We start from the raw sequence: 22502 nt of genomic DNA on the forward strand, positions 1-22502 counted from the left end.
TGCGCGCGGCGGGACGTTCAGCGCGCACCCGCCGCCGTGACGAGCTCCTGCGGCAGGCCCAGCAGGCGCAGTACCTCCGGGGCGGAGGGGCCCAGGGCGGCCACCGCCGCCGCCACGCCGTCGTAGTGGGCGCGGGCGGCGGCGCGGTCGCCGCGGGCCTCGGCCGTGCGGCCGAGGCCGCCGAGGCAGCGGAGCCGGTTGCCGAGGCTCTTGACCCAGTGGGGGTCGATCCGGTCGAGTGCGTCCGCGTAGAGCCGTTCCGCCTCCTGCGGCCGTCCCTCCAGCAGGGCGATGTCGCCGAGGCCGCGCAGGGCGGCGGCGAGGGCCGCGGGGCTGCCGCTGCCGCGGGCCAGGGCGGCGGCCCGGGAGTAGTCCTCGCGGGCCGCGGCGGGGTCCTGGGGCAGCTGGTGGTCGCCGCGGTTGACCAGGAGGTCGGCGGAGTCATCGACGGCGCCGAGTTCCCCGGTGAGGGCGAGGGCGCGGTCGGTCAGCTCGATGGCCCGTTCCCGGTCGGCGCCCGCGGTGGCCGCGAGGCCGGCGAGGGCGTCCAGGGCCAGCGCGGTGCCCCAGCGGTCGCCCAGGCCGCGGAACCCGTCGGCGGCGGCGTCGAAGGCCCGCTCGGCGCCGTCGGCGTCGCCCTCGCCGAGGGTGGCGTACCCGGACACGTACCGGGCGGCCGCCCGCGCCCAGGGGTCGGGGCAGTCGTGCTGGGAAGAGAGGAGTGCGAACGCGTCCCGGACGTGCCGGGTGTCCTGCCGGTCGGTCTCGCCGGCGGTGCGCATCATCCAGAGGAAGGGGACCACCGGGTAGCGGCCCGGGCGGTCTCCCGGCCAGGCGGCGGCCAGGGCTTCCAGGGCGGCGGTGCGGTGGCGCTGCCAGAGCGGCCGGCCGGCCGTGGTGGAGGCGGCGAGCAGGACGCAGGCGGCGTACTCCTCGCCGAGGTCCTCCCCGGCGAGACGGCCGGGCGGGGCGTCGTCGGCGGTGAGCAGGGTGAGCGCGTACGGGGCCGCGGCGGCGGCCGCGCCGCGGATCCACAGCGACGTCGAGGCGGCGGCGAGGAGTTCCAGGGCGGTGCGCCTCTCGTGGGCGCCGACCGCCCAGCGCAGCGCGGCCAGCAGGTTGTCGTGCTCGGCCGCGAGGCGGGGCAGCCACCGCAGCTGGCCGGCCCGCAGCAGGTGCGGTGCGGCGCGGCGGTGCAGTTCCAGCAGGTGCCGGGCGTGGCCGCGGCGGGTGGCCTCGCCCTCGCCCGCCTCTTCCAGGCGTTCGGTGCCGTACGCGCGGATCGTCTCCAGCATCCGGAGGCGGCCCGTGCCCGCGGTCTCCAGCAGGGACTTGTCGGCCAGCGACTCCAGGGTGTCGGCGTCCGTTCCGCAGACCTCCCGTGCGCCCTCGTGGCCGGCTCCGCCCGCGAAGACGGTGAAGCGGCGGGCGGCGCGTTGTTCGGCGTCCGTCAGCAGGTCCCAGCTCCACGCCACCACGGCGCGCATCGTGCGGTGCCGTTCGTCGGAGGTGCGGCTGCCGCGGCCGGTGAGGCCGAGGAGGTCGTCCAGCCGTCCGGCGAGGTCCTGCGGTTCCAGGGTGCGCAGGCGGGCCGCCGCGAGTTCGATGGCCAGCGGCCGGCCGTCGAGGGCGGCGCAGATCCGGCGCAGGAGTGCGGGTTCGCCCGCGGGGCCCCTGCGTACGGCGCGGGCCCGGTCGGTGAACAGGCGTACGGCGGCCGCCTCGTCCAGGGGCCGGACCTGGAGGACGTGTTCGCCGATGACCCCGAGGGGCTCGCGGCTGGTGGCCAGCACCCGCAGCCGGGGGCAGGCGGCGAGCAGCCGGGCCGTCAGCGCGGCCGCCTCTTCGACGACGTGCTCGCAGTTGTCCAGGACAGCCCGGCCGGCCGCTCACGCAACGGGTGCCGGTCGGTGAGCTCGCGCAACTCGGGTACGGCCGATCGGTGTTCGCCGAGCAGCAGCTCCGCTTCGATCCGGTCCTCCAGGGCGGCGAGGCGTGCTTCCTCCAGCCGTGCCGCCGCGGCCCGGGCGGACTCGCTCCGGTCGGCGAGCCCGGCGAGGGCGGGGCCGCGCCACAACTCCAGGGCGCGGCGCAGCTCGGCGGCGGCCCGGGCGGGGTCGCCCGCGGTGAGGGCGGCGCGCCCTTCCGCGGCCAGTGCCTCGAACCGGGCCGCGTCCACCGCCTCTTGCGGTACCGCGATGCGGTAGCCGGCGCCGACCCGTTCGATGGGGGCCGCCGGGCCCAGGGCGGTGCGCAGCCGGGAGACCTGGGACTGGAGGGCGTGCGCGGAGACGGCTCCGGCCGGTTCGATCTCCTCGGCCAGCTGCTCGGCCGGGACGACACCGCCCGGGCCGATCAGCAGCAGCGCGAGCAGGGCGCGCCGGGCGGGGCCGCCGAGGGGGACCTCGGTCCCGTCGTCGTGCCGCGCCCAGGTCTCTCCGAGGATGCCGAACCACATGGGGGCGATTATCCCCCGGGCGCGGAAGGGGAGTTCAGCCGGTGTGCACGAGCGGGCCGAGCCAGGTCCCGCCCGACACGTCGATGGTCTGGCCGGTGATCCAGCGGCCCTGGGGGCCGGCGAGGAAGCCGACCACGTCGGCGACGTCCTCCGGCTCGCCGATCCGCCCGAGCGCGGTGATCGCCTCCAGGCCCGCGACCACTTCCGGTATCGCGGTGTGGCCGGCGGTCAGGTCGGTGCGTACGGCGCCGGGCGCGACCGTGTTGACGGTGATGCCGCGGGGGCCGAGTTCGTTGGCGAGGGAGGGGGCCATGGCTTCCAGGGCCGCCTTGCTGATGGTGTAGCCGATCTGGGTGGAGACCGCGAAGCGGCTGGCGGTCGAGCCCATGCCGATGATGCGGCCGCCGTCGTTCAGCAGTGGCAGGGCCCGCTGGACGACGAAGAACGGTGTGCTGACGTTGACGGCCATCAGGGTGGCGAACTCCTCCTCGGTGACCTGCCCGATGGAGTTCCCGGAGCTGATGCCCGCGTTGTTGACGAGGATGTCCAGGCCCTTCGCGCCGTACCGCGCCAGTCCGCGTTCCAGCCCTTCGAAGAGCCGGTCCAGGGCTCCGTCCTCGCCGAACCGGGCGCGGACGGCGAAGGCGCGCCCGCCGGCCTCCTCGATCCGTGCCAAGGTCTCCTCGGCGGCGGCCCCGTTCGCGCCGTAGTGCACCGCCACCAGCGCTCCCTCGGCGGCCAGCCGCAGCGCGACGGCCCGTCCGATGCCGCGCGACCCGCCGGTCACCAGTGCGGTCTTGCCGGTCAGCTGCTCGCCCATGTTCTTCGCTCCCCTGTCGTGTGTCCGCCCGGTGCCCCTCGGCGGGGCCCGGTGACATCACTCTCGGGGGGAGCGCTCACCGGCGGCTCACCGCTCGCTCACCGGCCGGTCCGTACTCCCCGCCATCTTGGAGTGGCGGTAGGAGTAGCCGAAGTAGATGACCAGGCCGATGAGGAACCAGAGGACGAAGCGGAGCCAGGTCTCCACGCGGAGGTAGGTGATGAGCCAGATCGACGCGATGACCCCGACGGCGGGGGTGAAGGGCATCAGCGGGGTGCGGAAGGTGCGGGGCAGGTCGGGGCGCTTGTAGCGGAGCACGATGACCGAGGTGCACACGACGGCGAAGGCGAGCAGGATGCCGATGTTGGTGAGTTCCGCGGCCTCGCCGATCGGTACGAAGCCGGCGATGGCCGCCGAGGCGACCCCGACGATCCAGGTGACCCGGGTCGGGACGTGGCGGGTGGGGTGGGTCTTGGCGAACCAGCCGGGCAGGAGTCCGTCACGGCTCATGGAGAACCACACGCGGGTCACGCCGAGCATGAAGGTGAACATGACGGTGAGGATGCCGATGATCGCCCCGACCGCGATGATGTCGGCGACGACCGGCAGCCCGGCCGCCTTGAAGGCGCTGGAGAATCCGCTCTCCGGGTCGATGTCGGTGTACTTCTGCATGCCCGTCAGGACCAGGCAGGCCAGGACGTACAGCACCATGGCGATGGCGAGGGAGTAGAGGATCGCCTTGGGCATGTGCCGCTGGGCGTCCTTGGACTCCTCCGCCGCCGTGCTCATGGCGTCGTAGCCGAAGACCGCGAAGAAGACGGTGGCGGCTCCGGTGAAGGCGCCGCCGACGCCGAACGGGAAGAACGGCGTGTAGTTGTCGGTCGTGATGTGGAAGAAGCCGACGACGATCACGAGCAGGACGACCAGCACCTTGAGGACGACCACGACCGTCTCGAAACGGGCGGCGTTCTTGATGCCGAGGGTGAGCAGGTAGGCCGTGAACAGGCACAGGACCGCCGCGATGAGGTCGAAGCGGTGTCCTTCGCCGGTGCCGGGGGCGCCGAGCATCCACGTGGGGAGGGCGGCGCCGGTCTCCTCCAGGAGGAAGTTGAAGTAGCCGGAGATGCCGATGGCGACGACCGCGACGATGGCCGTGTACTCCAGCAGCAGGTCCCAGCCGATGAACCAGCCGGCCAGCTCGCCGAGGACGGCGTATCCGTAGGTGTAGGCGGAGCCGGCCTTCGGGATCAGGCCGGCGAACTCGGCGTAGGAGAAGGCGGCCGCGGCGCTGGCGACGCCGGCGATGAGGAAGGAGAGCAGCACCGCCGGGCCCGCGACGCTGTGGGCGACGGTCCCGGCGAGGGTGAAGATGCCGGCGCCGATGATGCCGCCGACGCCGATGGCGGTGAGCTGCCAGAGGCCGAGGGTGCGGGTGAGCTGCTGGCTGGGCGCGCCTTCGGGCTCCTCGATGTGCTCGATCGGTTTGCGGCGCAGTACGCCTTGCCCTGACCACAGGCTGGCCATGCTCCGATCCTTTCGGCCGGGGTGACGGGCGCACATCATCTCGGAAGCGCCAACTTTGCGGAACTAGGCGCTCCGGCAGTGGCGCCCGTCAGTTCCAGGTCCGGAGCTTCTCCGGGTTGCGCACCGCCCAGATGCGGGTGATCCGGTCGCCCTCGAGGGCGAAGGCGGCCACGGTGACGGTGGTGGTGCCGAAGCGGGCCACCAGGCCCGGGTGGCCGTTGACGGACCGTTCCAGGAGGGTCATGCCGGGTGTGGACCGGCCGCCGGTGTCGGTGAGGTAGCGGGCGATGCGGTCCGCACCCACGACCGGGTGCGCCACGGCGCCGACCAGGCCGCCGCCGTCGGCGACCATCGTGGCGCCGGGGTCGAGGAGGCCGACGAGGGCCGCGACGTCCTTGGCCTCCCAGGCCCGTTTGAAGTCCCTGATGACGCGGGCCCGCCCGGCGGCCGGGCCCGGGTGGGGGCGGGCCGGGCCGACCCGGCGGCGGGCCGATGCCGCCAGCTGGCGGCAGGCCGCCGGGGTGCGGCCGAGGATGCCGGCCACGTCGGCGAAGGGGTAGCGGAACACGTCGTGGAGGATGAACGCGACCCTTTCGGCCGGGGTCATCGCTTCCAGTACGACGAGGAAGGCCATGTCGACCGACTCGTCGAGGGTGATCCGGTCGGCCGGGTCGGCGCCGGGGCCGCCGTGCGCGTCCGTCCATTCCGCGCGGTCGGGCAGCGGCTCGGGAACCCACTGCCCGACGTAGCTCTCGCGCCGGGCGCGGGCGGAGCCGAGCACGTCGAGGCAGACGCGGCTCGCCACCGTCGTCAGCCAGGCTCCGGGCGACTCCACGGCCTCCCGCTTCTCCCGGGGCATGGCGTACCAGCGGGTGTAGGCCTCCTGGACGGCGTCCTCGGCCTCGGACAGGGAGCCGAGGAAGCGGTAGGCGAGGTTGGTCAGCCGGGTGTGCTCCGCCGTGATCGCGCTCGGGGCCGGATCTGTGGTCATGGGGCCATCCTCGGCGAAAGGGCCTGGTGGAGGGCGAGTTGGTGGGTCACCTCACATCCTCGGGGGCTGCGTCGTCGTCATGACGAGACGGCGGGGCGTTCCCGGTACACCGTCGGCGCGCAGGAGGAGAGGGGCTCACCATGCCCGAGCAGACGGCGACGGGGACGTTCATGCGGATCGCGGCGGCCTTGCAGACCGCGGGGGTCTTCTTCCAGGCGGTGACCGCGGGGTTGCTGCTGTCGACGGAGTACGGGGAGGCGCTGCACGGGGCCGGGGCGCGGGGGATGTACGCCGCGTCGATGCTGTACGTGCTGGCGGCGGTCCTGGGGTGGCGTCCGGGCGGCGGGCCGGTCAGACCGGTCCTGTACGCGGCCGGCATGCTGGTGCTCGCCTCGGCGCAGGTCGTCCTGGGCATCGCGCGCGTGGCGTCCGTGCACGTCCCGCTGGGCGTGCTGATGTTCGGCCTGAGCGTCCTCCTGCTGGGGCACTCGGTGGTGGCCGGCCGCCTCCGCGGCCGGACGGCGCCGGCCGCCTGACCGCGGGGCGGGGGCCCTGGCTAGGGGGTGCCGTGCCTGCCGGTGTTCGTGCCGTCGCACATCGCTACGCCGTAGAGCTCGGTCAGGGCTGCGTCGATGGGGTGCGGCGGCCGGCCGCCGGTGGGGTCCGGGGCGCTCCACCGCTGGAGGTTGACGGCCACGGACATCTGGCGCCTGCCGTCGGCGCGGGTCAGGGACATCGTTCCGGCTCCCCAGACCGAGCCGTCGTGGCCCCAGAAGGTGCCGCAGCCCGGGACGGTGACCTTGTGGAGGCCCAGGCCGTACTGGATGGTCGTGGTCGTGCCGTCCAGGGTGCGGACGACGGGGACGGTGCGCTGCATCTGCTCCAGGGAGGCGCGGCTGACGATCCTGCCGTCGAGGAGCTGGGCGTAGAACCGGTTGAGGTCCGCCATGGTCGACACCAGGGCGGCGCCCGTCCCGGCCCAGGACATGTCGTAGACGCTGTAGTCGCGCGGCGGGTCGAGGAGGCCGAACGCGGCTTCGTACATGAGGGAGTGGGGTCCTTCGATGTCCGGGCCGGACGGGAATCCGGTGTGCCGCAGGCCGGCGCGCCGGATCACGTCACGGGTGATGTACTCCTGTGCCGGGGTGCCGGTGACCCGTTCCAGGAGCTCGCCGAGCAGCAGGTAGTTGGTGTTGGAGTACGCGCCCGTCGGGCCGCCGGGCTCGCCCGCGGGCGGTGCCGCGAGGCCCAGTTCGATCAGTTCGGCGGGGCGGAAGCGCCGGAAGCGGTTGTCGTCGAGGCTGGCGGGCGAGCCGGACTGGAGGGACGGGAAGGCGTAGGGGATGTAGTCGGGGAGGCCGCTGGTGTGGTTGAGGAGCATCCGTACGGTGATCTTCCTGCCGCGCTCCCCCGGCACCAGGTCGGGGAGTTGGTCGCCGATCGGCGCGTCGAGCCGGATCCGGCCCCGCTCGACCTGCTGCATGACGGCGACGGCGGTGAAGGTCTTGGTGACGCTGCCGACGCGGTGGCGCAGGTCCGCGGTGACGGGGCGGCCGCTCGTGACGTCGGCGGCCCCGGACGCGCCGCGCCAGGTCCGGCCGGCGACGCGTACCTCGCCGTACACCCCGGGCACGCCCGCCCGGTGGACGGCGTCCATGGCGGCCCGCAGCTCCGCGGGGGTCACGGTCGTGGTGGTTCCGTGCGGGGCGGGGGCCGCCACGGCGGGTGCGGCGGTGGTGAGTACGGCCGCGCCCGCGCACAGGGCGAGGCGGAGCTTCTTCGGTCGGGTCGGCATGGTGGTGCTCCTTTCGGGGGTGGTGGACGGTTCAGCCGACGAGGGCGCGGCGCAGGACGGCGCCGAGTTCGGCGTTCTGGCGCTGGGACACCTCGGCGGACAGGAGGGCCTGCGAACCGTGGAAGGTGCCGGGCCACTGGTGGATCTCGACCGGTACGCCCGCCCGGAGCAGGCGCAGCCCGTAGTCGAGGCCCTCGTCGCGGTTCGGGTCGAACTCCGCGGTGGAGATGTAGGCCGGGGGCAGGCCGGACAGGTCGGTCGCCCGGGCCGGCGCGGCGTACGGGGTCGCGGGTCCGGGGCCGGGGCCCAGGTAGTGCCGCCAGCCGGCGGTGGCCTTGTCGCGGTAGAACCAGGGCGTGTCGGTGAAGTTCCGGGCCGACCAGCTTTCCTGGCGGTCGTCGAGGCCCGGCTGGTTGAGCAGCTGGAAGCGGATCGCCGGCCCGTGGTGGTCGCGGGCCCGCAGGGCGACCGCGGCCGCGAGGTTGGCGCCGGCGCTGTGGCCGCCGACCGCGATGCGGGCCGGGTCGATGCCGAGGCCGGCGGCGTTCTCGACGGTCCAGGCGAGGACGGCGTACGCGTCGTCCAGGGCGGCGGGGAAGGGGTGTTCGGGGGCGAGGCGGTAGTCCACCGAGATCACCACGGCTCCGGAGCCGGCGGCGATGCGGCTGGCCCAGGGGTGCTCGGTGTCGAGGTCGCCCATGGTGAATCCGCCGCCGCGCATCCACACGACGGCGCCCTCGGCGCCGTGCGGGCGGTAGACGCGTACGGCCACGTCGGGGTCGGCGGCGACGGTGCGGTCCTCGACCTCCATGTCCGCGGCATCGGGTGCCGGTATGGCGGAGGCCAGTTCGGCGAAGCTCTTGCGGGCGGCGACCGGGTCGCCGAGGTCGGTCTTGGGGAAGAAGGGTACGAATGCTTCGAGTTCGGGGTCCATGACGGACATCCTCACGGGGCGGGCGGTGCCGGGTCGCCCGCCGTCCGTCGGGCATCCGGGCCCGATCGCGCGCCGATCGGCGCCCCCTGCCGGCCGGGCGGGCCTTCTATGCTTGCGCCATGGAGGCACTCGCCGTACGGCTGTCGGGACTCGATCCGTACGTGGACGGGGCGCTCCGCATCGTCGCGTTCTACGACACGCTGATGCGCCGGCGGGTGGACCTGCCCGCGCTCGCCCGGGCCTCGGCGGGGCTGGCCGAGTGCGCCGCCGGGATCCGGCTGTACGGGACGGGCCGGACGATCCGTGTCTCGCCGGACGGCGGCGAGGCTCCGCGGGGGGCGTCGCCCGCGCCGGTGTCCGGGTCGGTGCCGGTCGTCCTCGACGAGGAGGAGATCGGCTCGGTGTGGCTGGAACGGCCGGGGCCGGCCGGGCCGCTCGACGAGGTGCTGCTGGAGCGGCTGGCCATCGCCGTCGCGGCCGCCGTCGAACGGTACGGGCCGGCCCGGACCACGATGGCGGATCCGGCCCTGGTCGAGCTGGTGATCGGTGCCGGTACCGATGACGCGGCCCGGGCCCGGGCGCTGCGGCTGCTGGGCTTCGCCGCCGGTACGCCGGTGCGGGTGGCCGCCGTGCGGCCGGGGCGGATGCCGCTGGACCGGGTGGGCGCGCTGGTCTGTCCGGGGCGGCCGGTGAAGGGGGCGGTGGTCGCCGGGGTGGGCGTCGTCCTGGCCGCGGCCGTGGAGCCGGACCGGTTCCCGGAGGGCGTTTTCGCGGGCATCGGCGCGGCCGGTCGGCCGGACGTGGCGTGGCGGGAGGCCCGTACCGCCCTGCGGTTCGCCACCGCGCGCGAACCCGTCGTCCGCTACGCGGCGTTGGGCGCGCTGGCGCTCCTGGCGGAGGTGCCGCGGGAGGTCCTGCGCGGCAACCCCGACGTGGCGGCGCTGGCCCGGCTGGCCGGCAGCCCGGAGGACCTGGAGACGCTGAACGCGTACTGCGCCACGGGGTCGCTGCGCCGGGCGGCCGACCTGCTCCACCTGCACCACAGCAGCGTGGCGCGCAGGATCGAGCAGATCGGCCGGGTCCTGGAGCTCGACCTGAGCGGGGCGCCCGGGCTGTGCCGGGCCGGGCTGGCGCTGGCCGCGTGGCGGCTGCTCGCGGAGTGAGGGCGCGCGGTGCCGTTCCCGGGAGCGGCACCCCGTCGGCGTCACGCCGTTGTCGGTGTTGGTGCCCGGTCCGTCGTCGAGGTCGTCGTCGCCGACGTCGCCGAAGAGGAAGCGCGTTGCGGGTGGAGGGCATGGGCGGGCACCTTTCACCCGGGTTCCACCCGCGCGGACGCGTACCCGCTGCCGCCGGGCCGGGCGTCCGCCCGGTTCCTATGCTCGAAGGAGGAAGGCCATCGGCACCGTACGGACGAGGGAGGCGGATGGCATGACGGAGACGGCGGACGCGCGCGAGGCCGACCGCGCGCTCAAGGCGAAGCACCGGGCGATGTGGGCCCTCGGCGACTACCCGGCGGTCGCCACCCAGGTCGTGGCGGGGCTCGGGCCCGCTCTGGTCGAGGCCTGCGGGGTGAAGGACGGGGACCGGGTGCTGGACGTCGCCGCGGGGTCGGGCAACGCCTCGATCCCGGCCGCGCTGGCCGGCGGCGACGTGGTGGCCTGTGACCTCACGCCCGAGCTGCTGGCCGTGGGACGCAAGGAGGCCGAGGCACGCGGTGTCGTGCTGAGCTGGCAGGAGGCGGACGCGGAGGCGCTGCCCTTCGGGGACGGGGCCTTCGACACGGTGATGTCCTGCGTCGGGGTCATGTTCGCCCCGCACCACCAGACCACCGCCGACGAGCTGGTACGGGTCTGCCGGCCCGGCGGGACGATCGGGCTGCTCAGCTGGACCCCGGAGGGCTTCATCGGGCAGATGTTCGCCACCATGAAGCCGTACGCCCCGCCGCCCCCGCCGGGGGCGCAGCCACCCCCGCTGTGGGGGAACGAGGCGCACGTGCGGGAGCTGCTCGGCGACCGCGTCACCGGTGTCGAGGCGCGCCGGCGGGCCCTGCGCGTGGACACCTTCGGGGGGCCGGAGGAGTTCCGGGAGTTCTTCAAGGCCGCGTACGGGCCGACGATCGCCGTCTACCGGTACCTCGCCGACGATCCCGAGCGGACCGCGGCCCTGGACGACGCCCTCGCCGCCCTGGCGGCCGGCGCCCTGCGGGACGGGTCCATGGAGTGGGAGTACCTGCTGCTCACCGCGCGGCGCGCCCCCGCCTGAGCGAGGGGGCGCCGGGGGCGGTGCCGGGGCGCGCCGCCGACCGGCCCAATGCCGGTGTCCCGGCGGCCCGCGGGCGATCCTTCAGCCGGGCGGTACGGGGCCGTCCGGCGGAAGGAGTCGCGGTGGCAGCAGCATCCCCCGAGGAGCGCCCGGCGCACCCGGGACGCGCGGGCCGGTACGGTGAGGCGCTGTTCCGGCCCGAGGCGCCCGGTGAGGGCGAGCGCATCGACCACGCCGCCCTCGTCTACGACCCGCTCACCCGGCGGCGGCTGCGCGCGCTCGGCGTCGGCCCCGGCTGGCGGTGCCTCGAGGTCGGTGCCGGTACGGGCACGGTCGCCCGGTGGCTGGCCGAGGAGGCCGGGGTCGAGGAGGTCGTCGCCCTGGACCGCGACACCACCATGCTGGCACCGCTCGCGGGGCCCCGGCTCCGGGTGCTCACCGAGGACCTGGACCGGCTGGACGACGAGACGGAGCTCGGTTCCTTCGACCTGGTCCACGCCCGTTTCGTGCTGATGCACCTCCCCGGGCGCCGGGCCCTCGTCGACCGCCTCGCCAAACGCCTGCGGCCCGGCGGGTACCTCGTCCTCAGCGACGCGGCGGACGTACCCGGTCCCGCCGACGCGCACTCCGCGTACCGGCGCACCCTGGACGCCATGTGGCGCACCCTCGCGGAGACCATCGGCACGGACGTCGCGGCCGTGCTCGACTACCCGCACACCCTGCGCGCGGCCGGTCTGGCCGAGGTCGCCGCCGAGCTGGTGTGCCCGCCCCTGAGGCCGGGCACTCCGCTCGCCGCCTTCTGGCGCGAGACCTGGCAGCGGATGCGGACGGACCTGCTCGCCCCGGGCCGGCTCGAACCGGTCGTCTTCGACGAGGCCCTCGCTTACCTGGACTCCCCCGGCCTGGCCGAACTCGGCCCCGGCATGCTCACGGCCTGGGGCCGCCGCTAGGCCGTGTCTTCGGGCCGTCGTCGAACTCCCTCCGGGCCCCGCGCCGACGCTTTCCGGCCGTTCCCCGCCGTCCGGGGGGAACGGGCCGGCATCGCGGGCACCCGCGTCCAGGGCGGCGGTGCGCCGCCTCCCGCGCGGATCCCGCGCCGGCCCACAGGAACCGGAGGAACGGTCATGCTGATCACGGTCACCCGCACCGGCGGCTTCACCGGAGCCGAGAAGCTCCGCGCGCTCGACACCGCGGGACGGCAGGACGCGTCGCGGCTGGAGGAGCTCGCCCACCGGGCCCTGTCGTCCGTGGCGGACGGATACCACTACCGGATCACCGTCGACGGCGAGGTCCTCGACGTCCAGGACCCCTGCCTCTCCGACGACCAGCGGGCGCTCATCCGTACCGTCCTCGGCGAAGGGGCCTGACCGCCGCCCGGCCGGCCGTCCGTCCGCGCGGACGGACGGCCGGCTCAGGGACGCGGTCCGTCAGTGCGGGGACCAGGTGAACTTGCCGCCCCCGACCCAGCGGACCTCGTCCAGGTCGTCGAGGTCGTGGATGGTGATCCCCGCTTCCGAGGCGACCAGCAGCACGTCCGTCATCGACTCGGCCCGGCCGACGACCTCCCCGTCGAGCTCGATGATCCGGAACGGCGGATTTCCGGGTTGGACGCCCAGGACGGTGATGCGCGCCGGGGAGAGGTGAGGTGTCAGGCCTTCGGTCATGGGGAGACGGTTGCACGCCGTGACCGGTGACGGGCGCGGCGACACGGCCCGGGGAGCCGATCGGCGGCGTACGGGCGACCGCGGGCCGTGGGGCGGGGCCGCGGCGGCGGGCACCACGGCGGGTGTCAGACCCGCTGCCAGGCGGCCGCGGCCCACGAGAACAGGCCGAACAGGACCAGGCCCGCCGCCACCGCCACCAGCAGCCACGGTCCGGCCGGGGTGCCGGCGAAGGCGCGCAGAGTGTCGTCGACGCCCTTGGCCTTGTCGGGGTCGTAGTCCACGGCGGCGTAGAACGCGCAGCCGCCCGCCGCCGCGAACAGGGCGCCCCGGGCCAGGCCGCCCCCGATCCCGAGGACGTCGACGACCCCCCTCACCCATCCCGGCCAGGAGGGCAGCGCCAGGTCGTCGCGGAACTTCCGCCGCAGCGCCGACACCGCGATCACGACTCCGCCCACCGCCACGCCCAGTCCCGCCAGGGCCACGAGCCAGCGGCCGCCGGGCCATTCCAGGACGCTCGCGGTGGCGTCCCGCGACTGCTCGTCGCCGGACCCGCCGCCGCCCTGCCCGGCCGCGAAGGCGAAGACGGACACGGCAGCCACGGCGTAGAACACCGCCCGGAAGGCCCCCGCCAGCCGTTTGCCGGCCTTCTTCCCGTCGGGCCCGGCACCGCCGAAGACCGCCTCCGAGAGCCGCCACAGGGTCATCGCGACCAGGCCGATGCCGACGGCCCAGATCATCACCCGTCCCAGGGGGGCGCTGGCCAGCCCGGCGAGCGCCCCCTGGCGGTCCGCCTGCCGTCCGGTGTCCTCCCCGAAGGCGATGCGCAGCGCGATCGCGCCGACCAGGACGTACAGGACCCCGCGGGTGGCCAGTCCCACGCGGGCCGCGACAACGATCCCGGTGCGCGGCGCGCCGTCCTGGACCGGGGTCCCTCCAGAAGTCGACTGCATGGCCACCTCTCCGGTCCCGGAGCGCCGGTGCGCTCCCTTCCGGACGTCTGCCCCGTACGGAGCGGTTGTCCCGGGTGGCCGCGGGGGTGACGCTGCGTGGCGGGTCGCTCGACGCCCGGTCGGGTCAGCGGCCCAGCGCGCCGCGCAGGGTGATCCCGTGGCGGCGGCGCAGGCGCCACACCTCCCAGGCGGAGAGCGCGGTCACCGAGAGGGGGCCGCCGAGCAGGAAGGTGTACAGCACCTCGGGGGGCGCGGCGACGTCGGGGCCGTTGAAGAGCTGGAAGGCGAACAGCGACCACACCAGCAGCGGCGAGAGCAGTGCCGGGAGCAGCTGGTGGACGTCCGAGGCCCGGAAGCAGGAGGCCACGCAGACGTAGGCGGCGAGGATCGTGTACGGGATCGAGGCGATCAGCAGCGCGAGGGCGAGCAGCCAGCCGACGGCCGCGACGAGGAAGCTGACCAGGGAGCACAGGATGCCGCGGCCGAAGATCCCGGAGAAGAAGTCCACCACGTCGGTCTCGCTCGCGAGGTCCCCCCTGACGGTGGTGAGGGAGAGCCAGACCAGTGCCGGGCCCAGGGCGAGCGCGAGCATGTAGGCGACCGGTCCCCACAGGCGGCGGGCGAAGGCGCGGCGCCGGTCCGGGGTGCCGGCGACGAGGAATGCGCTGATGCCGAGGATGCTTCCCGCCAGCAGGATCCCGCAGGCGAGTCCGAGTTCGACGAGCTTGCCGATGACGAAGTCCTGCCGGCCCGAACTCAGCGGGTAGGCCAGGACGATCCACACGGCGGCGATCATCCCGAGGAGGGTCCGGATGACCTGCAGGGTGCCTATGAGCCGGTCGTCGGGCCGCTCGTCCGGTCCGGGGGCGTGGTCGCCCATGACGGTGCGGAAGAACTCGTTCACCGGGCTGAGGAGTCCTTCGGACCCCGCGCGCGCCGGCTGCGGCCTGGTGGTGCTCACTTCTCGTCCCCCGGATGCTGCGTGTGCCTCCCGCGGCGGGAGCAGCCCGGCGCGGACGTCGAACACCCTAACGGATCTTGAACGGTCGGCCGGTCCGGCCGGGGCGGCTCAACGGGACGCCGCGCAGGGCTCCGCCGGGGTCTCGGTCCTGGCCAGGACCAGGACCCCGGCGCAGATCAGGGCCAGGCCCAGGAGCTGCGGGACCAGCCACCAGCCGGCCCGCAGGTGCTCCTCGTACAGCAGGACCCCCAGGGCGATGCCGACGCCGGCGTCACCGAGGGTCAGCGCGGGCTGCGAGGCGACCAGCGGTCCGCCCTGCATGGCGTGTTCGAGGAGCAGCAGGGCGCAGACGCCGCTCGCGCCGAAGGCGTACGTCTCCCAGGCCGTCAGGAAGGCGACGGTGCCGCCGTCCTGGAGCACGTGTACGGCGGACTTCATCAGTGCGGCCGTCAGCGCGTAGCAGACGGCGGTGGCCGCGCCGAGGCATCCGGCCCGCGCCCGGCCGGGTGGCCGCCGCAGTCCGGTGACGGCCAGTACGGCCACCGCCGCCGCGCAGGCCGGCAGGGCCAGGGCCCAGCGGTCGAAGGGGACGTGGGTCCGGTTCCCGGTGGGTGCGGCGGCCAGGAGCACGACCCCGAGCCCGGCGACCACCCCCGCGACCGCCAGCCAGAGGGCGCCCGGCAGCGAGCTGCGGGCCAGGAGCGAGGCGATGAGCAGGGCGAGCGGCAGCTCCAGCACGAACAGGGGTTGTACGAGGGCCAGCGCGCCCGTCGCCAGCGCGAGGGCCTGGCCGACCCCGGCCGCGATCACCGCCAGGATCCCGGCGATCCACAGCGGCCGCCGCAGCAGGTCGAGGACGAGCCCGAACCGGAAGCCGTCGCTCTGCGGCACGGTGAGCGAGGCCCGCCGCTGGAGGACCGTGGCGAGGGCGTTGCTGAACGCGGCGAACAGCGCGAAGAGGACCGGAAGGAGGAAGCCCATGCCCCGATCCTCACCGGACGGGACCCGCTCGGCGCCGCCCGTTCCCCCGTACGGGTCCACCGCCCCGCCTCCAGCGCCGGGGGCGGGGCCCGCGCCCGGATGCGGGACACGGCATCATGCTGGGCAGCCGAAGCCGAACCGGAAGCCGTGGGATGAGCAGCACGCCGCACCAGCCGTCGAAGAGCCCCGTCCGAAGGGCCGAACGCGTGATCATGCTCGGCCCGCTGCTGGTGTCCGAACGCGGGGACCGCGCGGCGGCCGCGGCGGCCCTGGCGCAGTGGGAGGAGGCCCTGGACAGGGTCGAGCGCGCCCGGCCCGGCCGGATCGCACGAGGGGCCGAACCCGTCTGGGAGCAAGCCGTCCCCCTCCTGGGCTTCCAGGCCGCGTCCTGGTTCCTGATCACCGTCGCCGTGGTCGTCGGCGGCGTGTTCCTGCCCCGGAACCAGGTCACCGGCTGGCTCGTCGTGACCCTGGCTGCCTTCCCCTCCGCGCTCTGCGCGGTGCGCGAGGCCGCGCACGGGACCGCGAGGCGGGCGCTGCGCCGGGGGCGGCTGACCGAGCGGGCCGGACGCCGGCTGGAGCGGTGCCGGCGGGACGTGCTCGCCGCGCTGGTGTCCGTACCGATGTGGGGAGTGTGGGCCCTGGCCATCCAGCCCTGGGCGGTTGCATGACGGTACGTCAGTAACGCGGCGTGGCGGACGAGGTGACGGGGTGTGGGGAATCGGAGGGGTCGGGGCCGGTCGCCCGGCGGCGGGGGCGTCGGCGATGCTGTAGCCGCATCACGCCGATCTTCACCACCGACGTCCGAGGAGATCCATGGCCGACACCGTCAACTCACTGGCCGCCCGTGTTCACGAGCTGTTGGTGGCACACCTGGCCGACAGCGCGGCCGCCGCGGCGCCGCCGCCGCAGGACTTCCTCTCCTCGCTCGCGAGCGGCCTCTTCGGCGTCCCGCTGCGCGTCGACGTCGCCGCGGGGCTCCAGGACGTCGTCGCGCGTGCCACGGCCCTGGGGCCCGCCGCCGCCTGGCTGGCGGCCGCGGCCCACGCGGGCCTCGCCGGGCTCGCCCTCACGCGCGGACAGGCGGAGCCGGTGCTCCACCACCTCGACGCCGCGGTGGCGGCCGGGTACAACGACTGCGTGGCCCTGCACGCCGGCCCCGTCCTGCCGCTGCACCACGATCCCCGCTTCCGCGCCCTGTACCAGCGGATACGCCTCACCGAGGCCGACCTCGACGAGTTCTTCTGGCTGCACCGGGAGATGCGGGCCGCGGTGCGGGACGCCCAGGACGCGACGGTCGACAACATCGACCGCCTCGACACCGGGGTGTCGCCGCTGGCCCAGGTCCCCATGCCGACCCGGCAACCGGACACGCCGGGCGTCCTGATCACCCGCATCGACCTCGCCGCCACCCAGACCGCCCTCCAGGAGGCGGCCGTGAAGGCCGAGTTCGGGCGCAGCTCGGGCAACACCGCCCTCGGCCTCATCGACGACACGTGGGACTACTCCCACGCGCGGCGCGACGCCCGGCACGCCGACGACCGGGACGAGCGGCGCCGGCGGGCCGCCGAGGCCCGGGCCTTCACCGAACGCCCCGGCGCCGGGCGGGTGATCCTCGCCGCCCCGCCGCTGGGCTCCTTCACCTACCCGGCCTGAGTTCGGGCGGCGGTGCGAGGAGGACGCGGGGCAGGGCCTCCGGGTGCTTCTCCGAGAGCCACGCCACGAGTTGCTCCCGCACCGCGCAGCGGACCGTCCACAGGTCGTCGGCGTCCTTGGCCGTGACGATCGCGCGCACCACCATGGCCGAGGGCGTCGTCTCGGTGACGGCGACGTCCCAGCCGCGCCCGTCCCACTCCGGGCACCCGTCCAGGATCTCGCGGACCTTGCCGCGGATGAGGTCCACGGGCGCGCTGTGGTCGCAGTGGACGAAGACGGTTCCGGTCATCTGGACGCCGCCCCGGGACCAGTTCTCGAAGGGGCGGGTGGTGAAGTACGAGACGGGCATGGTGATCCGCCGCTCGTCCCAGGTCCGGACGGCGAGGAACGTCAGGGTGATGTCCTCCACCACGCCCCATTCGCCCGCGACCACGACGGTGTCCCCGATGCGCACCATGTCCCCGAAGGCGATCTGGAACCCGGCGAAGATGTTGCCCAGCGTGGACTGGGCGGCGACGCCCGCGACGATGCCGATGATCCCTGCGGAGGCGAGCACGGAGGTGCCCAGCGCCCGGAAGCTGGGGAAGGTCAGGAGCATCGCCGCGACGGCCACGACGACCACGACGGCGGTCACGACCCGCATGATCAGGGACACCTGGGTGCGGACGCGGCGCACCCGGGCCGGGTCGCGGGTGCCGGTCGCGTAGCGGGCGTACCCGGATTCGACGACGGCCGAGGTCACGCCGACGATCAGCCAGGCGCCGGCCCCGATCAGCGCGAGCGAGAGGATCCGGCCGACGGCGGCCTCGTGCTCCTGGAGCGGGCGCCACGCGGTCTGCCGGTGGGCGCCTCTGAGCAGCGCGGCCAGCAGCACGATCTGGAGGGCGGGCCGGCAGCGGCGCAGCGCGTGCCACAGGGGTGTCTCGGGGTGCCGCGCGTCGGCCCGGCGCAGCAGCAGGTCGACGGCCCAGCCTGCGGCGGCTGTCAGGAGTATCGCGGCTCCCAGGACGGTCAGCGGGCGGACGGCGGCGTTCAATGCGGCTCCTCTGCGGGTGTGGACGGTCGGACGGCGACAACGCCCCGGACCTCCACCCCCCTGCCCCGGCGGGGACGGCCGACACCCTCGCGTCTTGGGCTCCGGGGGCGGCGCATGCGCACCGCGAAGGGGGGTAGCGGGGCCGTGAACGTCCGGAAGCGGTGATCGGCACCGAGGGTGCGGGGCTGCCCGGCACACGAAAGGGGTCACATGTCGCACGTCGAGGAGTACGTCGAGGTCAACGTTCCGCTGCGTACGGCCTACAACCAGTGGACGCAGTTCGAGGACTTCCCCGCCTTCATGGAGGGGGTGGAACGTGTGGAGCAGCGGTCGGACACCCTCACGCACTGGGTGACGAACGTCAACGGTGTGCAGCGCGAGTTCGACGCGCGGATCACCGAGCAGCTCCCGGACCAGCGCGTCGCGTGGATGACGGTGGACGGGGAGGCCCGCCAGGCGGGGCTGGTCACGTTCCAGCCGATCGACGCGAGCACCACCAAGGTCGTCCTGCACATGAACTGGGCGCCCGATGGGCTGGCCGAGGCGGCGGCCGACAAGCTCGGCTTCGTCAAGCGCCAGGTCGCCGGCGACCTGAAGCGGTTCAAGCTGTTCATCGAGGCGCGCGGCGTCGAGACGGGTGCCTGGCGGGGAGAGGTCTGAACCGCGGCCGGGGAGCGGCGCGCGCCGGCCGGGGCAGCAGGAAGGCCCCGGTCTCCGTGAGGAGGCCGGGGCCTTCGTCCGAGCGCTGGGCAGGCCTTGCACCTGCATTCCCCCACGGGAAGTGGGGTGTCTTTCCTTGGACCACCAACGCATCGTCCCGTGCGCCGTGTTCCGCGGCGGCGGGCTCGAGATCAACTATACGACACGCGGCCGGGCCCCACGAACGGCCCCGCACGATCCGAAAGACACGGCCTAGCCGGCGCGTACCCGGTCAAGGACCTTGATGCCAAGCTCCAGCGCCTCCTCCGGTTCCCGCACGCACTGCTGGAAGTCGACGAAGCAGCTGTCGGCGCCCGTCTCCCGGATCCCGGCGAGGACCGCCGCGGCCTCCTCGTACGAGGTGCCCGGCTTGGCGTTGAAGCGGATGTTGCGGCGCAGCGCGTCGGGGTCGCGGCCGGCTTCCTCGGCGGCCCGCCGGGCGACGGCCCAGAGTCCGGCGAGTGCCGCGGCCGGCAGGACGGCGCCGACCCAGCCGTCCGCGCGGCGGCCGACCCGGCGCATCGCGGCGGGTGAGAAGCCGCCCAAGTACACGGGCGGGTGCGGCCGCTGGACCGGGCGCAGGCCGACGTGGGCGCGCGGAATGCGCCAGTGGGCGCCCTCGTGCCCGAACTCCTCCTCGGCCCAGATGCCCTGGAGGACGTCGAGGATCTCCTCGAGCCGTTCGCCGCGCCGGCCGAAGTCGGCGTTGACGGCCGTGTATTCGTCGCGCAGCCAGCCGATCCCGAAGCCGGCGTCCAGCCTGCCGCCGCTCACCTGGTCCAGCGAGGTGAGGGTGCGCGCGAGCAACAGGGGCGGATACCACGGCGCGTTGAGGGTGCTCGTGCCGAGACGGGCGCGGTGGGTCGCGGTGGCGGCGACGGTCAGGACGGTGAGCGGGTCGAGGAAGGTCCGGTACTCCGGCGGGTACGGGTTCTCGGGCGTGTGGCCCGGGTAGATGTCGCTGGGCTCGACCGGGGTCAGCGACCGGTCCCCCACCCAGAGCGAGTCGAACCCGGCGTGCTCCGCGTCGCGCGCGAAGCCGGCGATGCGGGCGGCCTGCGCGTGAGTGCCGTACTGGGGCAGTGCGATGCCTATCTCCATGGCCCCATCGTGGCCGCCGCGCGGACCCGGGGCCCAAAGGCGCCACACGTGACACGTGACACAACGCCTCTGGCCCGAGGCGTCCCTCCCCCGCCTCCTCGCCACCCGTTCGGGCGGCGCCGGTCGCTGCCGGCGCCGTAACACGCCGTTGGTCAGGTGAATGCCGGGCGGGAGGCCCCCGGAGGCGGTGTGATCCTGCTTCGACGTCTCGACGTCTCGACGTACCGTCATCGACTCTGGAGTGACATGCGTATTCGAACTGCGATCGCCGCCACCGTCCTGGCCGCGGCCGGAATCCTCGGCGCCGGCGGCACCGCCGTCGCCGACGCCCACGCCGAGGGCGTAGCCGTCGGCTCCCCGGGCGTGCTGTCCGGCAACGTCGTCCAGGTGCCGGTGCACATCCCGATCAACGTGTGCGGCAACTCGATCAACATCATCGGCGTGCTCAACCCGGCGGCCGGCAACACCTGCATCAACACCTGATCCCCGGACCCCTCGCACCCCGCCCCGGGGTGCGAGGGGCTACCGTGTTCCTCCAGCTCACAAGGGGGGAACAGGGATGTCGCACAACGCGGGACGGGGACAACACCCGCAGCAGTACGGGCCGCAGTGGGGAGGCGGCTGGATCCAGCCGCCCCCGCAGCCGGGGGTCATACCCCTGCGGCCGCTCGGCCCCGGCGAGATGGTCGGCGGCGCGTTCAAGGCCTTCCGCCAGTACTGGAAGCCGCTGGTCGGCGTCATGCTCGCGGTACAGGGCGTCGGGTTCCTGCTGGTCATCGCGGCGCTCGTGATCGGTGTCACGGCGGCGAGCGACAGCTTCGCCGAGGTCTTCGCCGTCGACTCGGACGCGCACGCGGACAGCTCCGACGTGGCCGCCGTGTTGCTGGCCCTGCTGCCGGCCGGCGTCATCCTGGTGCTCGTGATGCTGCTGGGCACCGCGGCGGTCGGCGCGCTGTGCCCCGCGGTGGTGCAGGAGGCCGCGCTCGGCCGCACCGCGACCTTCCGTGACATGTGGCGCCGCACCTGGTCCCGGCTGCCCTCGGTACTCGGCGCCGTTTCCCTGACCGGGCTGATCGCGGGCGGGCCGGCCGTCCTGGTCTACGCGGTCGGCATCCCGCTGACGATCATGGCCTGGGACGGGTCCGCGACGCCGGCCGGCGTGTTCCTTCTGGTCCTGGCGGGCCTGTGCTGGATACCCGTGGCGGTATGGCTCGGCGTCCGGTTCAGCCTCGCACCGGCCGCGGCGGTGTTCGAGGACCTCCGCCCCGTGGCCGCGCTGCGGCGGTCGGCCGCCCTGGTGAAGGGCAGCTGGTGGCGCGTCTTCGGCGTCATCCTGCTCGCGCACGCCGTGGGAATGGCCGGCGGTTACGCCATCCAGATGCCGTTCGGCCTCGTCGGCGTCCTCGCGCTCTTCCCCGCCATGCTGGACTCGGGCGCCGGTGACGGGATATCCGCCACGATGGTCATCGGGTTCGTCGTGTACCTCGTCTGCCTGCTGCTCGGCACCGTGGTCAGCGCGCTGTTCCAGCTGGGGTACCCGCAGCTGGTGGTCTCCCTGCTGTACGTGGACCAGCGGATGCGGAACGAGAACCTCGCGCCGGCCCTGATCACGGCCGCCCAGGGCGGCCGCACGCCGGGCCAGGACCCCGCGTACTGACGGGTGCCCCGGGCCGACGGCGTGTGAGCGACGGCGTGCGCGCGGGTCAGCGCGTCGCGCCGAAGTCCTGCGTCCAGTACTGACCGGGCTGGGCGAGGCCGATGCCGATCTCCTTGTACGAGCAGTCGAGGATGTTCCGCCGGTGGCCGGGGCTGTTCATCCAGCCCTCCATGACCTGCTCGGGGCTGCTGTACCCGTAGGCGACGTTCTCGCCGTAGGTCCGCCACTGGTACCCCGCACGGGTGATGCGCTGGCCGGCGTCCGAACCGTCGGACCCGGTGTGGGACATGTTGCGGTGCGCGGCCATGTCGGCGCTGTGGTCCTGCGCGGCCTTGGTGAGCTTCTCGTTGACGGTGAGCGCGGGGCAGCCTGCCGCGGCGCGCGCCTGGTTGACGAGTTCGAGGACCTTGGCCTGCGCTTCGGGGAGCGCGCCGGCGGCCTGCGGCGCGGCGGGAGCGGCGGGCGCCGCGGAGGCTTCCACGGGCTCCGGCCGGGGCTGCCGCGGGCGGACGGGCGGCGCGGCCTCGACGACCGGGTCGGCGGGCCGTGCGGCCGGCTCCTCGGCGGCGGGCGCCGCGGGGGCCGGAGCCTCGGCGACGGGCTGCGCGGGCGCGGCGGCCGGAACCGGGGCCTGCTCCGGGAGCGGGGCTGCGGCCGGGTCGGAGGGGATTTCCAGCCGCGCCGCGGCGGGCCGGGCGCGGCCGGCGTCCTGGGTGTCCAGGCACGCCATGGCGGCGGTGGGGACGGCCACGGCGGCGAGCGCCCCGACGGCGACGGCTATTTTCCTGTGGTGCGTCTTCTTGCGGTGCTTCTTCATGCGGGACCTCACTCGGTGATCGCGAAGCTCCCGGCGCCGGACCGCTGGGGCGCCGGAGGAGTCGCCATTCTTAGAAGGGCCGCAGGGGCATGGCAAGCCGGCGTGGGCCGGACGCGCGAGTGCCCCGGGCTCCGGCTTGAAAGGGCGGGAAGATCGTGCATGACCCCCTCGGGGGGCCTCTCCGGCACAGCTGACG

Annotated in this window: 24 protein-coding genes; 10 read left to right on the top strand and 14 right to left on the bottom strand. The window is 74.6% G+C overall.

Annotated elements, in window-relative coordinates:
* Nucleotides 1–17: 17 nt before the first annotated feature.
* From D1J60_RS01470 to sigJ, 5 genes are all read right to left on the bottom strand, one after another.
* Entirely contained in the window at nt 18–1793 is a 1776-nt protein-coding gene (locus tag D1J60_RS01470; protein ID WP_241253095.1) for a hypothetical protein, read from the bottom strand.
* A 35-nt stretch (nt 1794–1828) separates the two neighbouring features.
* On the bottom strand, nt 1829–2458 hold the full coding sequence (locus tag D1J60_RS37845; protein ID WP_241253096.1) for a BTAD domain-containing putative transcriptional regulator: 630 nt from the start codon (nt 2456–2458) through the stop codon (nt 1829–1831).
* A 34-nt stretch (nt 2459–2492) separates the two neighbouring features.
* Complete coding sequence (locus tag D1J60_RS01475; RefSeq protein ID WP_125819799.1) at nt 2493–3278, bottom strand: SDR family oxidoreductase; 786 nt, start codon at nt 3276–3278, stop codon at nt 2493–2495.
* 87 nt (nt 3279–3365) lie between these two features.
* Nucleotides 3366–4802, bottom strand: coding sequence for an amino acid permease (locus D1J60_RS01480; RefSeq protein WP_125819800.1), 1437 nt, complete (start codon nt 4800–4802; stop codon nt 3366–3368).
* An 88-nt stretch (nt 4803–4890) separates the two neighbouring features.
* On the bottom strand, nt 4891–5793 hold the full coding sequence (gene sigJ, locus D1J60_RS01485) for an RNA polymerase sigma factor SigJ (RefSeq protein ID WP_125819801.1): 903 nt from the start codon (nt 5791–5793) through the stop codon (nt 4891–4893).
* 140 nt (nt 5794–5933) lie between these two features.
* On the opposite strand from sigJ, the gene D1J60_RS01490 reads away from it, so the two are divergent.
* Nucleotides 5934–6329: a hypothetical protein gene (locus tag D1J60_RS01490; RefSeq protein WP_125819802.1), complete on the top strand. Its 396-nt coding sequence runs from the start codon at nt 5934–5936 to the stop codon at nt 6327–6329.
* Between the two features lie 20 nt (nt 6330–6349).
* On the opposite strand, the gene D1J60_RS01495 is transcribed toward D1J60_RS01490, so the two are convergent.
* On the bottom strand, nt 6350–7450 hold the full coding sequence (locus tag D1J60_RS01495) for a serine hydrolase domain-containing protein (protein ID WP_347147203.1): 1101 nt from the start codon (nt 7448–7450) through the stop codon (nt 6350–6352).
* A gap of 169 nt (nt 7451–7619) precedes the next feature.
* Nucleotides 7620–8522 carry an alpha/beta hydrolase gene (locus D1J60_RS01500; protein ID WP_125819803.1) on the bottom strand — a complete coding sequence of 301 codons (903 nt, stop codon included), beginning with the start codon at nt 8520–8522 and terminating at the stop codon, nt 7620–7622.
* Nucleotides 8523–8641: 119 nt separating this feature from the next.
* On the opposite strand from D1J60_RS01500, the gene D1J60_RS01505 reads away from it, so the two are divergent.
* The 4 genes from D1J60_RS01505 (at nt 8642) to D1J60_RS01520 (ending at nt 12151) form a co-directional block, all read left to right on the top strand.
* Nucleotides 8642–9685 (top strand): helix-turn-helix domain-containing protein, encoded by a 1044-nt coding sequence (locus D1J60_RS01505; protein WP_125819804.1) that lies wholly within the window; start codon nt 8642–8644, stop codon nt 9683–9685.
* A 265-nt stretch (nt 9686–9950) separates the two neighbouring features.
* The gene (locus D1J60_RS01510) at nt 9951–10784 is read left to right on the top strand and encodes a class I SAM-dependent methyltransferase (RefSeq protein WP_125819805.1); all 834 of its coding nucleotides are present in this window, start codon (nt 9951–9953) and stop codon (nt 10782–10784) included.
* A 122-nt stretch (nt 10785–10906) separates the two neighbouring features.
* The gene (locus D1J60_RS01515; protein WP_125819806.1) at nt 10907–11734 is read left to right on the top strand and encodes a class I SAM-dependent methyltransferase; all 828 of its coding nucleotides are present in this window, start codon (nt 10907–10909) and stop codon (nt 11732–11734) included.
* Between the two features lie 174 nt (nt 11735–11908).
* On the top strand, nt 11909–12151 hold the full coding sequence (locus tag D1J60_RS01520; protein ID WP_125594744.1) for a protealysin inhibitor emfourin: 243 nt from the start codon (nt 11909–11911) through the stop codon (nt 12149–12151).
* Nucleotides 12152–12211: 60 nt separating this feature from the next.
* Here D1J60_RS01520 and D1J60_RS01525 read toward each other — a convergent pair whose 3' ends face one another.
* The 4 genes from D1J60_RS01525 to D1J60_RS01540 form a co-directional block, all read right to left on the bottom strand.
* Complete coding sequence (locus tag D1J60_RS01525) at nt 12212–12448, bottom strand: hypothetical protein (protein ID WP_125594743.1); 237 nt, start codon at nt 12446–12448, stop codon at nt 12212–12214.
* A 125-nt stretch (nt 12449–12573) separates the two neighbouring features.
* Complete coding sequence (locus D1J60_RS01530) at nt 12574–13398, bottom strand: DUF1206 domain-containing protein (protein WP_125819807.1); 825 nt, start codon at nt 13396–13398, stop codon at nt 12574–12576.
* A 124-nt stretch (nt 13399–13522) separates the two neighbouring features.
* Complete coding sequence (locus tag D1J60_RS01535) at nt 13523–14359, bottom strand: hypothetical protein (RefSeq protein ID WP_125819808.1); 837 nt, start codon at nt 14357–14359, stop codon at nt 13523–13525.
* A 108-nt stretch (nt 14360–14467) separates the two neighbouring features.
* A complete protein-coding gene (locus D1J60_RS01540) occupies nt 14468–15340 on the bottom strand; it encodes a DMT family transporter (protein ID WP_125819809.1) in 873 nt (290 codons plus the stop codon).
* 152 nt (nt 15341–15492) lie between these two features.
* On the opposite strand from D1J60_RS01540, the gene D1J60_RS01545 reads away from it, so the two are divergent.
* Both D1J60_RS01545 and D1J60_RS01550 read left to right on the top strand, forming a co-directional pair.
* The gene (locus D1J60_RS01545) at nt 15493–16011 is read left to right on the top strand and encodes a hypothetical protein (protein WP_125819810.1); all 519 of its coding nucleotides are present in this window, start codon (nt 15493–15495) and stop codon (nt 16009–16011) included.
* Nucleotides 16012–16156: 145 nt separating this feature from the next.
* Complete coding sequence (locus D1J60_RS01550) at nt 16157–16996, top strand: hypothetical protein (protein WP_125819811.1); 840 nt, start codon at nt 16157–16159, stop codon at nt 16994–16996.
* On the opposite strand, the gene D1J60_RS01555 is transcribed toward D1J60_RS01550, so the two are convergent.
* Nucleotides 16980–18032, bottom strand: a complete 1053-nt coding sequence (locus D1J60_RS01555; RefSeq protein ID WP_125819812.1) for a mechanosensitive ion channel domain-containing protein — start codon at nt 18030–18032, stop codon at nt 16980–16982. The two genes, D1J60_RS01550 and D1J60_RS01555, sit on opposite strands and share 17 nt — an antisense overlap.
* A gap of 210 nt (nt 18033–18242) precedes the next feature.
* Between D1J60_RS01555 and D1J60_RS01560 the strand changes: the two genes are divergently transcribed.
* Nucleotides 18243–18692 carry an SRPBCC family protein gene (locus D1J60_RS01560; protein ID WP_125594737.1) on the top strand — a complete coding sequence of 150 codons (450 nt, stop codon included), beginning with the start codon at nt 18243–18245 and terminating at the stop codon, nt 18690–18692.
* A 252-nt stretch (nt 18693–18944) separates the two neighbouring features.
* Here the strand turns inward: D1J60_RS01560 and D1J60_RS01565 are convergent, their stop codons facing one another.
* Nucleotides 18945–19832 carry a TIGR03619 family F420-dependent LLM class oxidoreductase gene (locus D1J60_RS01565; protein WP_125819813.1) on the bottom strand — a complete coding sequence of 296 codons (888 nt, stop codon included), beginning with the start codon at nt 19830–19832 and terminating at the stop codon, nt 18945–18947.
* Nucleotides 19833–20078: 246 nt separating this feature from the next.
* On the opposite strand from D1J60_RS01565, the gene D1J60_RS01570 reads away from it, so the two are divergent.
* A complete protein-coding gene (locus tag D1J60_RS01570; protein WP_125594735.1) occupies nt 20079–20315 on the top strand; it encodes a chaplin in 237 nt (78 codons plus the stop codon).
* 76 nt (nt 20316–20391) lie between these two features.
* A complete protein-coding gene (locus D1J60_RS01575) occupies nt 20392–21489 on the top strand; it encodes a hypothetical protein (RefSeq protein WP_125819814.1) in 1098 nt (365 codons plus the stop codon).
* A gap of 46 nt (nt 21490–21535) precedes the next feature.
* Here the strand turns inward: D1J60_RS01575 and D1J60_RS01580 are convergent, their stop codons facing one another.
* Entirely contained in the window at nt 21536–22306 is a 771-nt protein-coding gene (locus tag D1J60_RS01580; protein ID WP_125819815.1) for a CAP domain-containing protein, read from the bottom strand.
* Nucleotides 22307–22502 lie beyond the last annotated feature (196 nt).

Source organism: Streptomyces sp. W1SF4 (genome assembly GCF_003950035.1).
GTDB classification, from domain to species: domain Bacteria; phylum Actinomycetota; class Actinomycetes; order Streptomycetales; family Streptomycetaceae; genus Streptomyces; species Streptomyces racemochromogenes.

Excerpts from the sequence above, each read along its gene's own strand:
- D1J60_RS37845 (WP_241253096.1), bottom strand. The coding sequence starts at position 2,458 with ATGTGGTTCGGCATCCTCGGAGAGACCTGGGCGCGGCACGACGACGGG.
- D1J60_RS01475 (WP_125819799.1), bottom strand. The coding sequence starts at position 3,278 with ATGGGCGAGCAGCTGACCGGCAAGACCGCACTGGTGACCGGCGGGTCG.
- D1J60_RS01480 (WP_125819800.1), bottom strand. The coding sequence starts at position 4,802 with ATGGCCAGCCTGTGGTCAGGGCAAGGCGTACTGCGCCGCAAACCGATC.
- sigJ (WP_125819801.1), bottom strand. The coding sequence starts at position 5,793 with ATGACCACAGATCCGGCCCCGAGCGCGATCACGGCGGAGCACACCCGG.
- D1J60_RS01490 (WP_125819802.1), top strand. The coding sequence starts at position 5,934 with ATGCCCGAGCAGACGGCGACGGGGACGTTCATGCGGATCGCGGCGGCC.
- D1J60_RS01495 (WP_347147203.1), bottom strand. The coding sequence starts at position 7,450 with ATGGACGCCGTCCACCGGGCGGGCGTGCCCGGGGTGTACGGCGAGGTA.
- D1J60_RS01500 (WP_125819803.1), bottom strand. The coding sequence starts at position 8,522 with ATGGACCCCGAACTCGAAGCATTCGTACCCTTCTTCCCCAAGACCGAC.
- D1J60_RS01505 (WP_125819804.1), top strand. The coding sequence starts at position 8,642 with ATGGAGGCACTCGCCGTACGGCTGTCGGGACTCGATCCGTACGTGGAC.
- D1J60_RS01510 (WP_125819805.1), top strand. The coding sequence starts at position 9,951 with ATGACGGAGACGGCGGACGCGCGCGAGGCCGACCGCGCGCTCAAGGCG.
- D1J60_RS01520 (WP_125594744.1), top strand. The coding sequence starts at position 11,909 with ATGCTGATCACGGTCACCCGCACCGGCGGCTTCACCGGAGCCGAGAAG.
- D1J60_RS01525 (WP_125594743.1), bottom strand. The coding sequence starts at position 12,448 with ATGACCGAAGGCCTGACACCTCACCTCTCCCCGGCGCGCATCACCGTC.
- D1J60_RS01530 (WP_125819807.1), bottom strand. The coding sequence starts at position 13,398 with ATGCAGTCGACTTCTGGAGGGACCCCGGTCCAGGACGGCGCGCCGCGC.
- D1J60_RS01540 (WP_125819809.1), bottom strand. The coding sequence starts at position 15,340 with ATGGGCTTCCTCCTTCCGGTCCTCTTCGCGCTGTTCGCCGCGTTCAGC.
- D1J60_RS01545 (WP_125819810.1), top strand. The coding sequence starts at position 15,493 with ATGAGCAGCACGCCGCACCAGCCGTCGAAGAGCCCCGTCCGAAGGGCC.
- D1J60_RS01550 (WP_125819811.1), top strand. The coding sequence starts at position 16,157 with ATGGCCGACACCGTCAACTCACTGGCCGCCCGTGTTCACGAGCTGTTG.
- D1J60_RS01560 (WP_125594737.1), top strand. The coding sequence starts at position 18,243 with ATGTCGCACGTCGAGGAGTACGTCGAGGTCAACGTTCCGCTGCGTACG.
- D1J60_RS01565 (WP_125819813.1), bottom strand. The coding sequence starts at position 19,832 with ATGGAGATAGGCATCGCACTGCCCCAGTACGGCACTCACGCGCAGGCC.
- D1J60_RS01570 (WP_125594735.1), top strand. The coding sequence starts at position 20,079 with ATGCGTATTCGAACTGCGATCGCCGCCACCGTCCTGGCCGCGGCCGGA.
- D1J60_RS01575 (WP_125819814.1), top strand. The coding sequence starts at position 20,392 with ATGTCGCACAACGCGGGACGGGGACAACACCCGCAGCAGTACGGGCCG.
- D1J60_RS01580 (WP_125819815.1), bottom strand. The coding sequence starts at position 22,306 with ATGAAGAAGCACCGCAAGAAGACGCACCACAGGAAAATAGCCGTCGCC.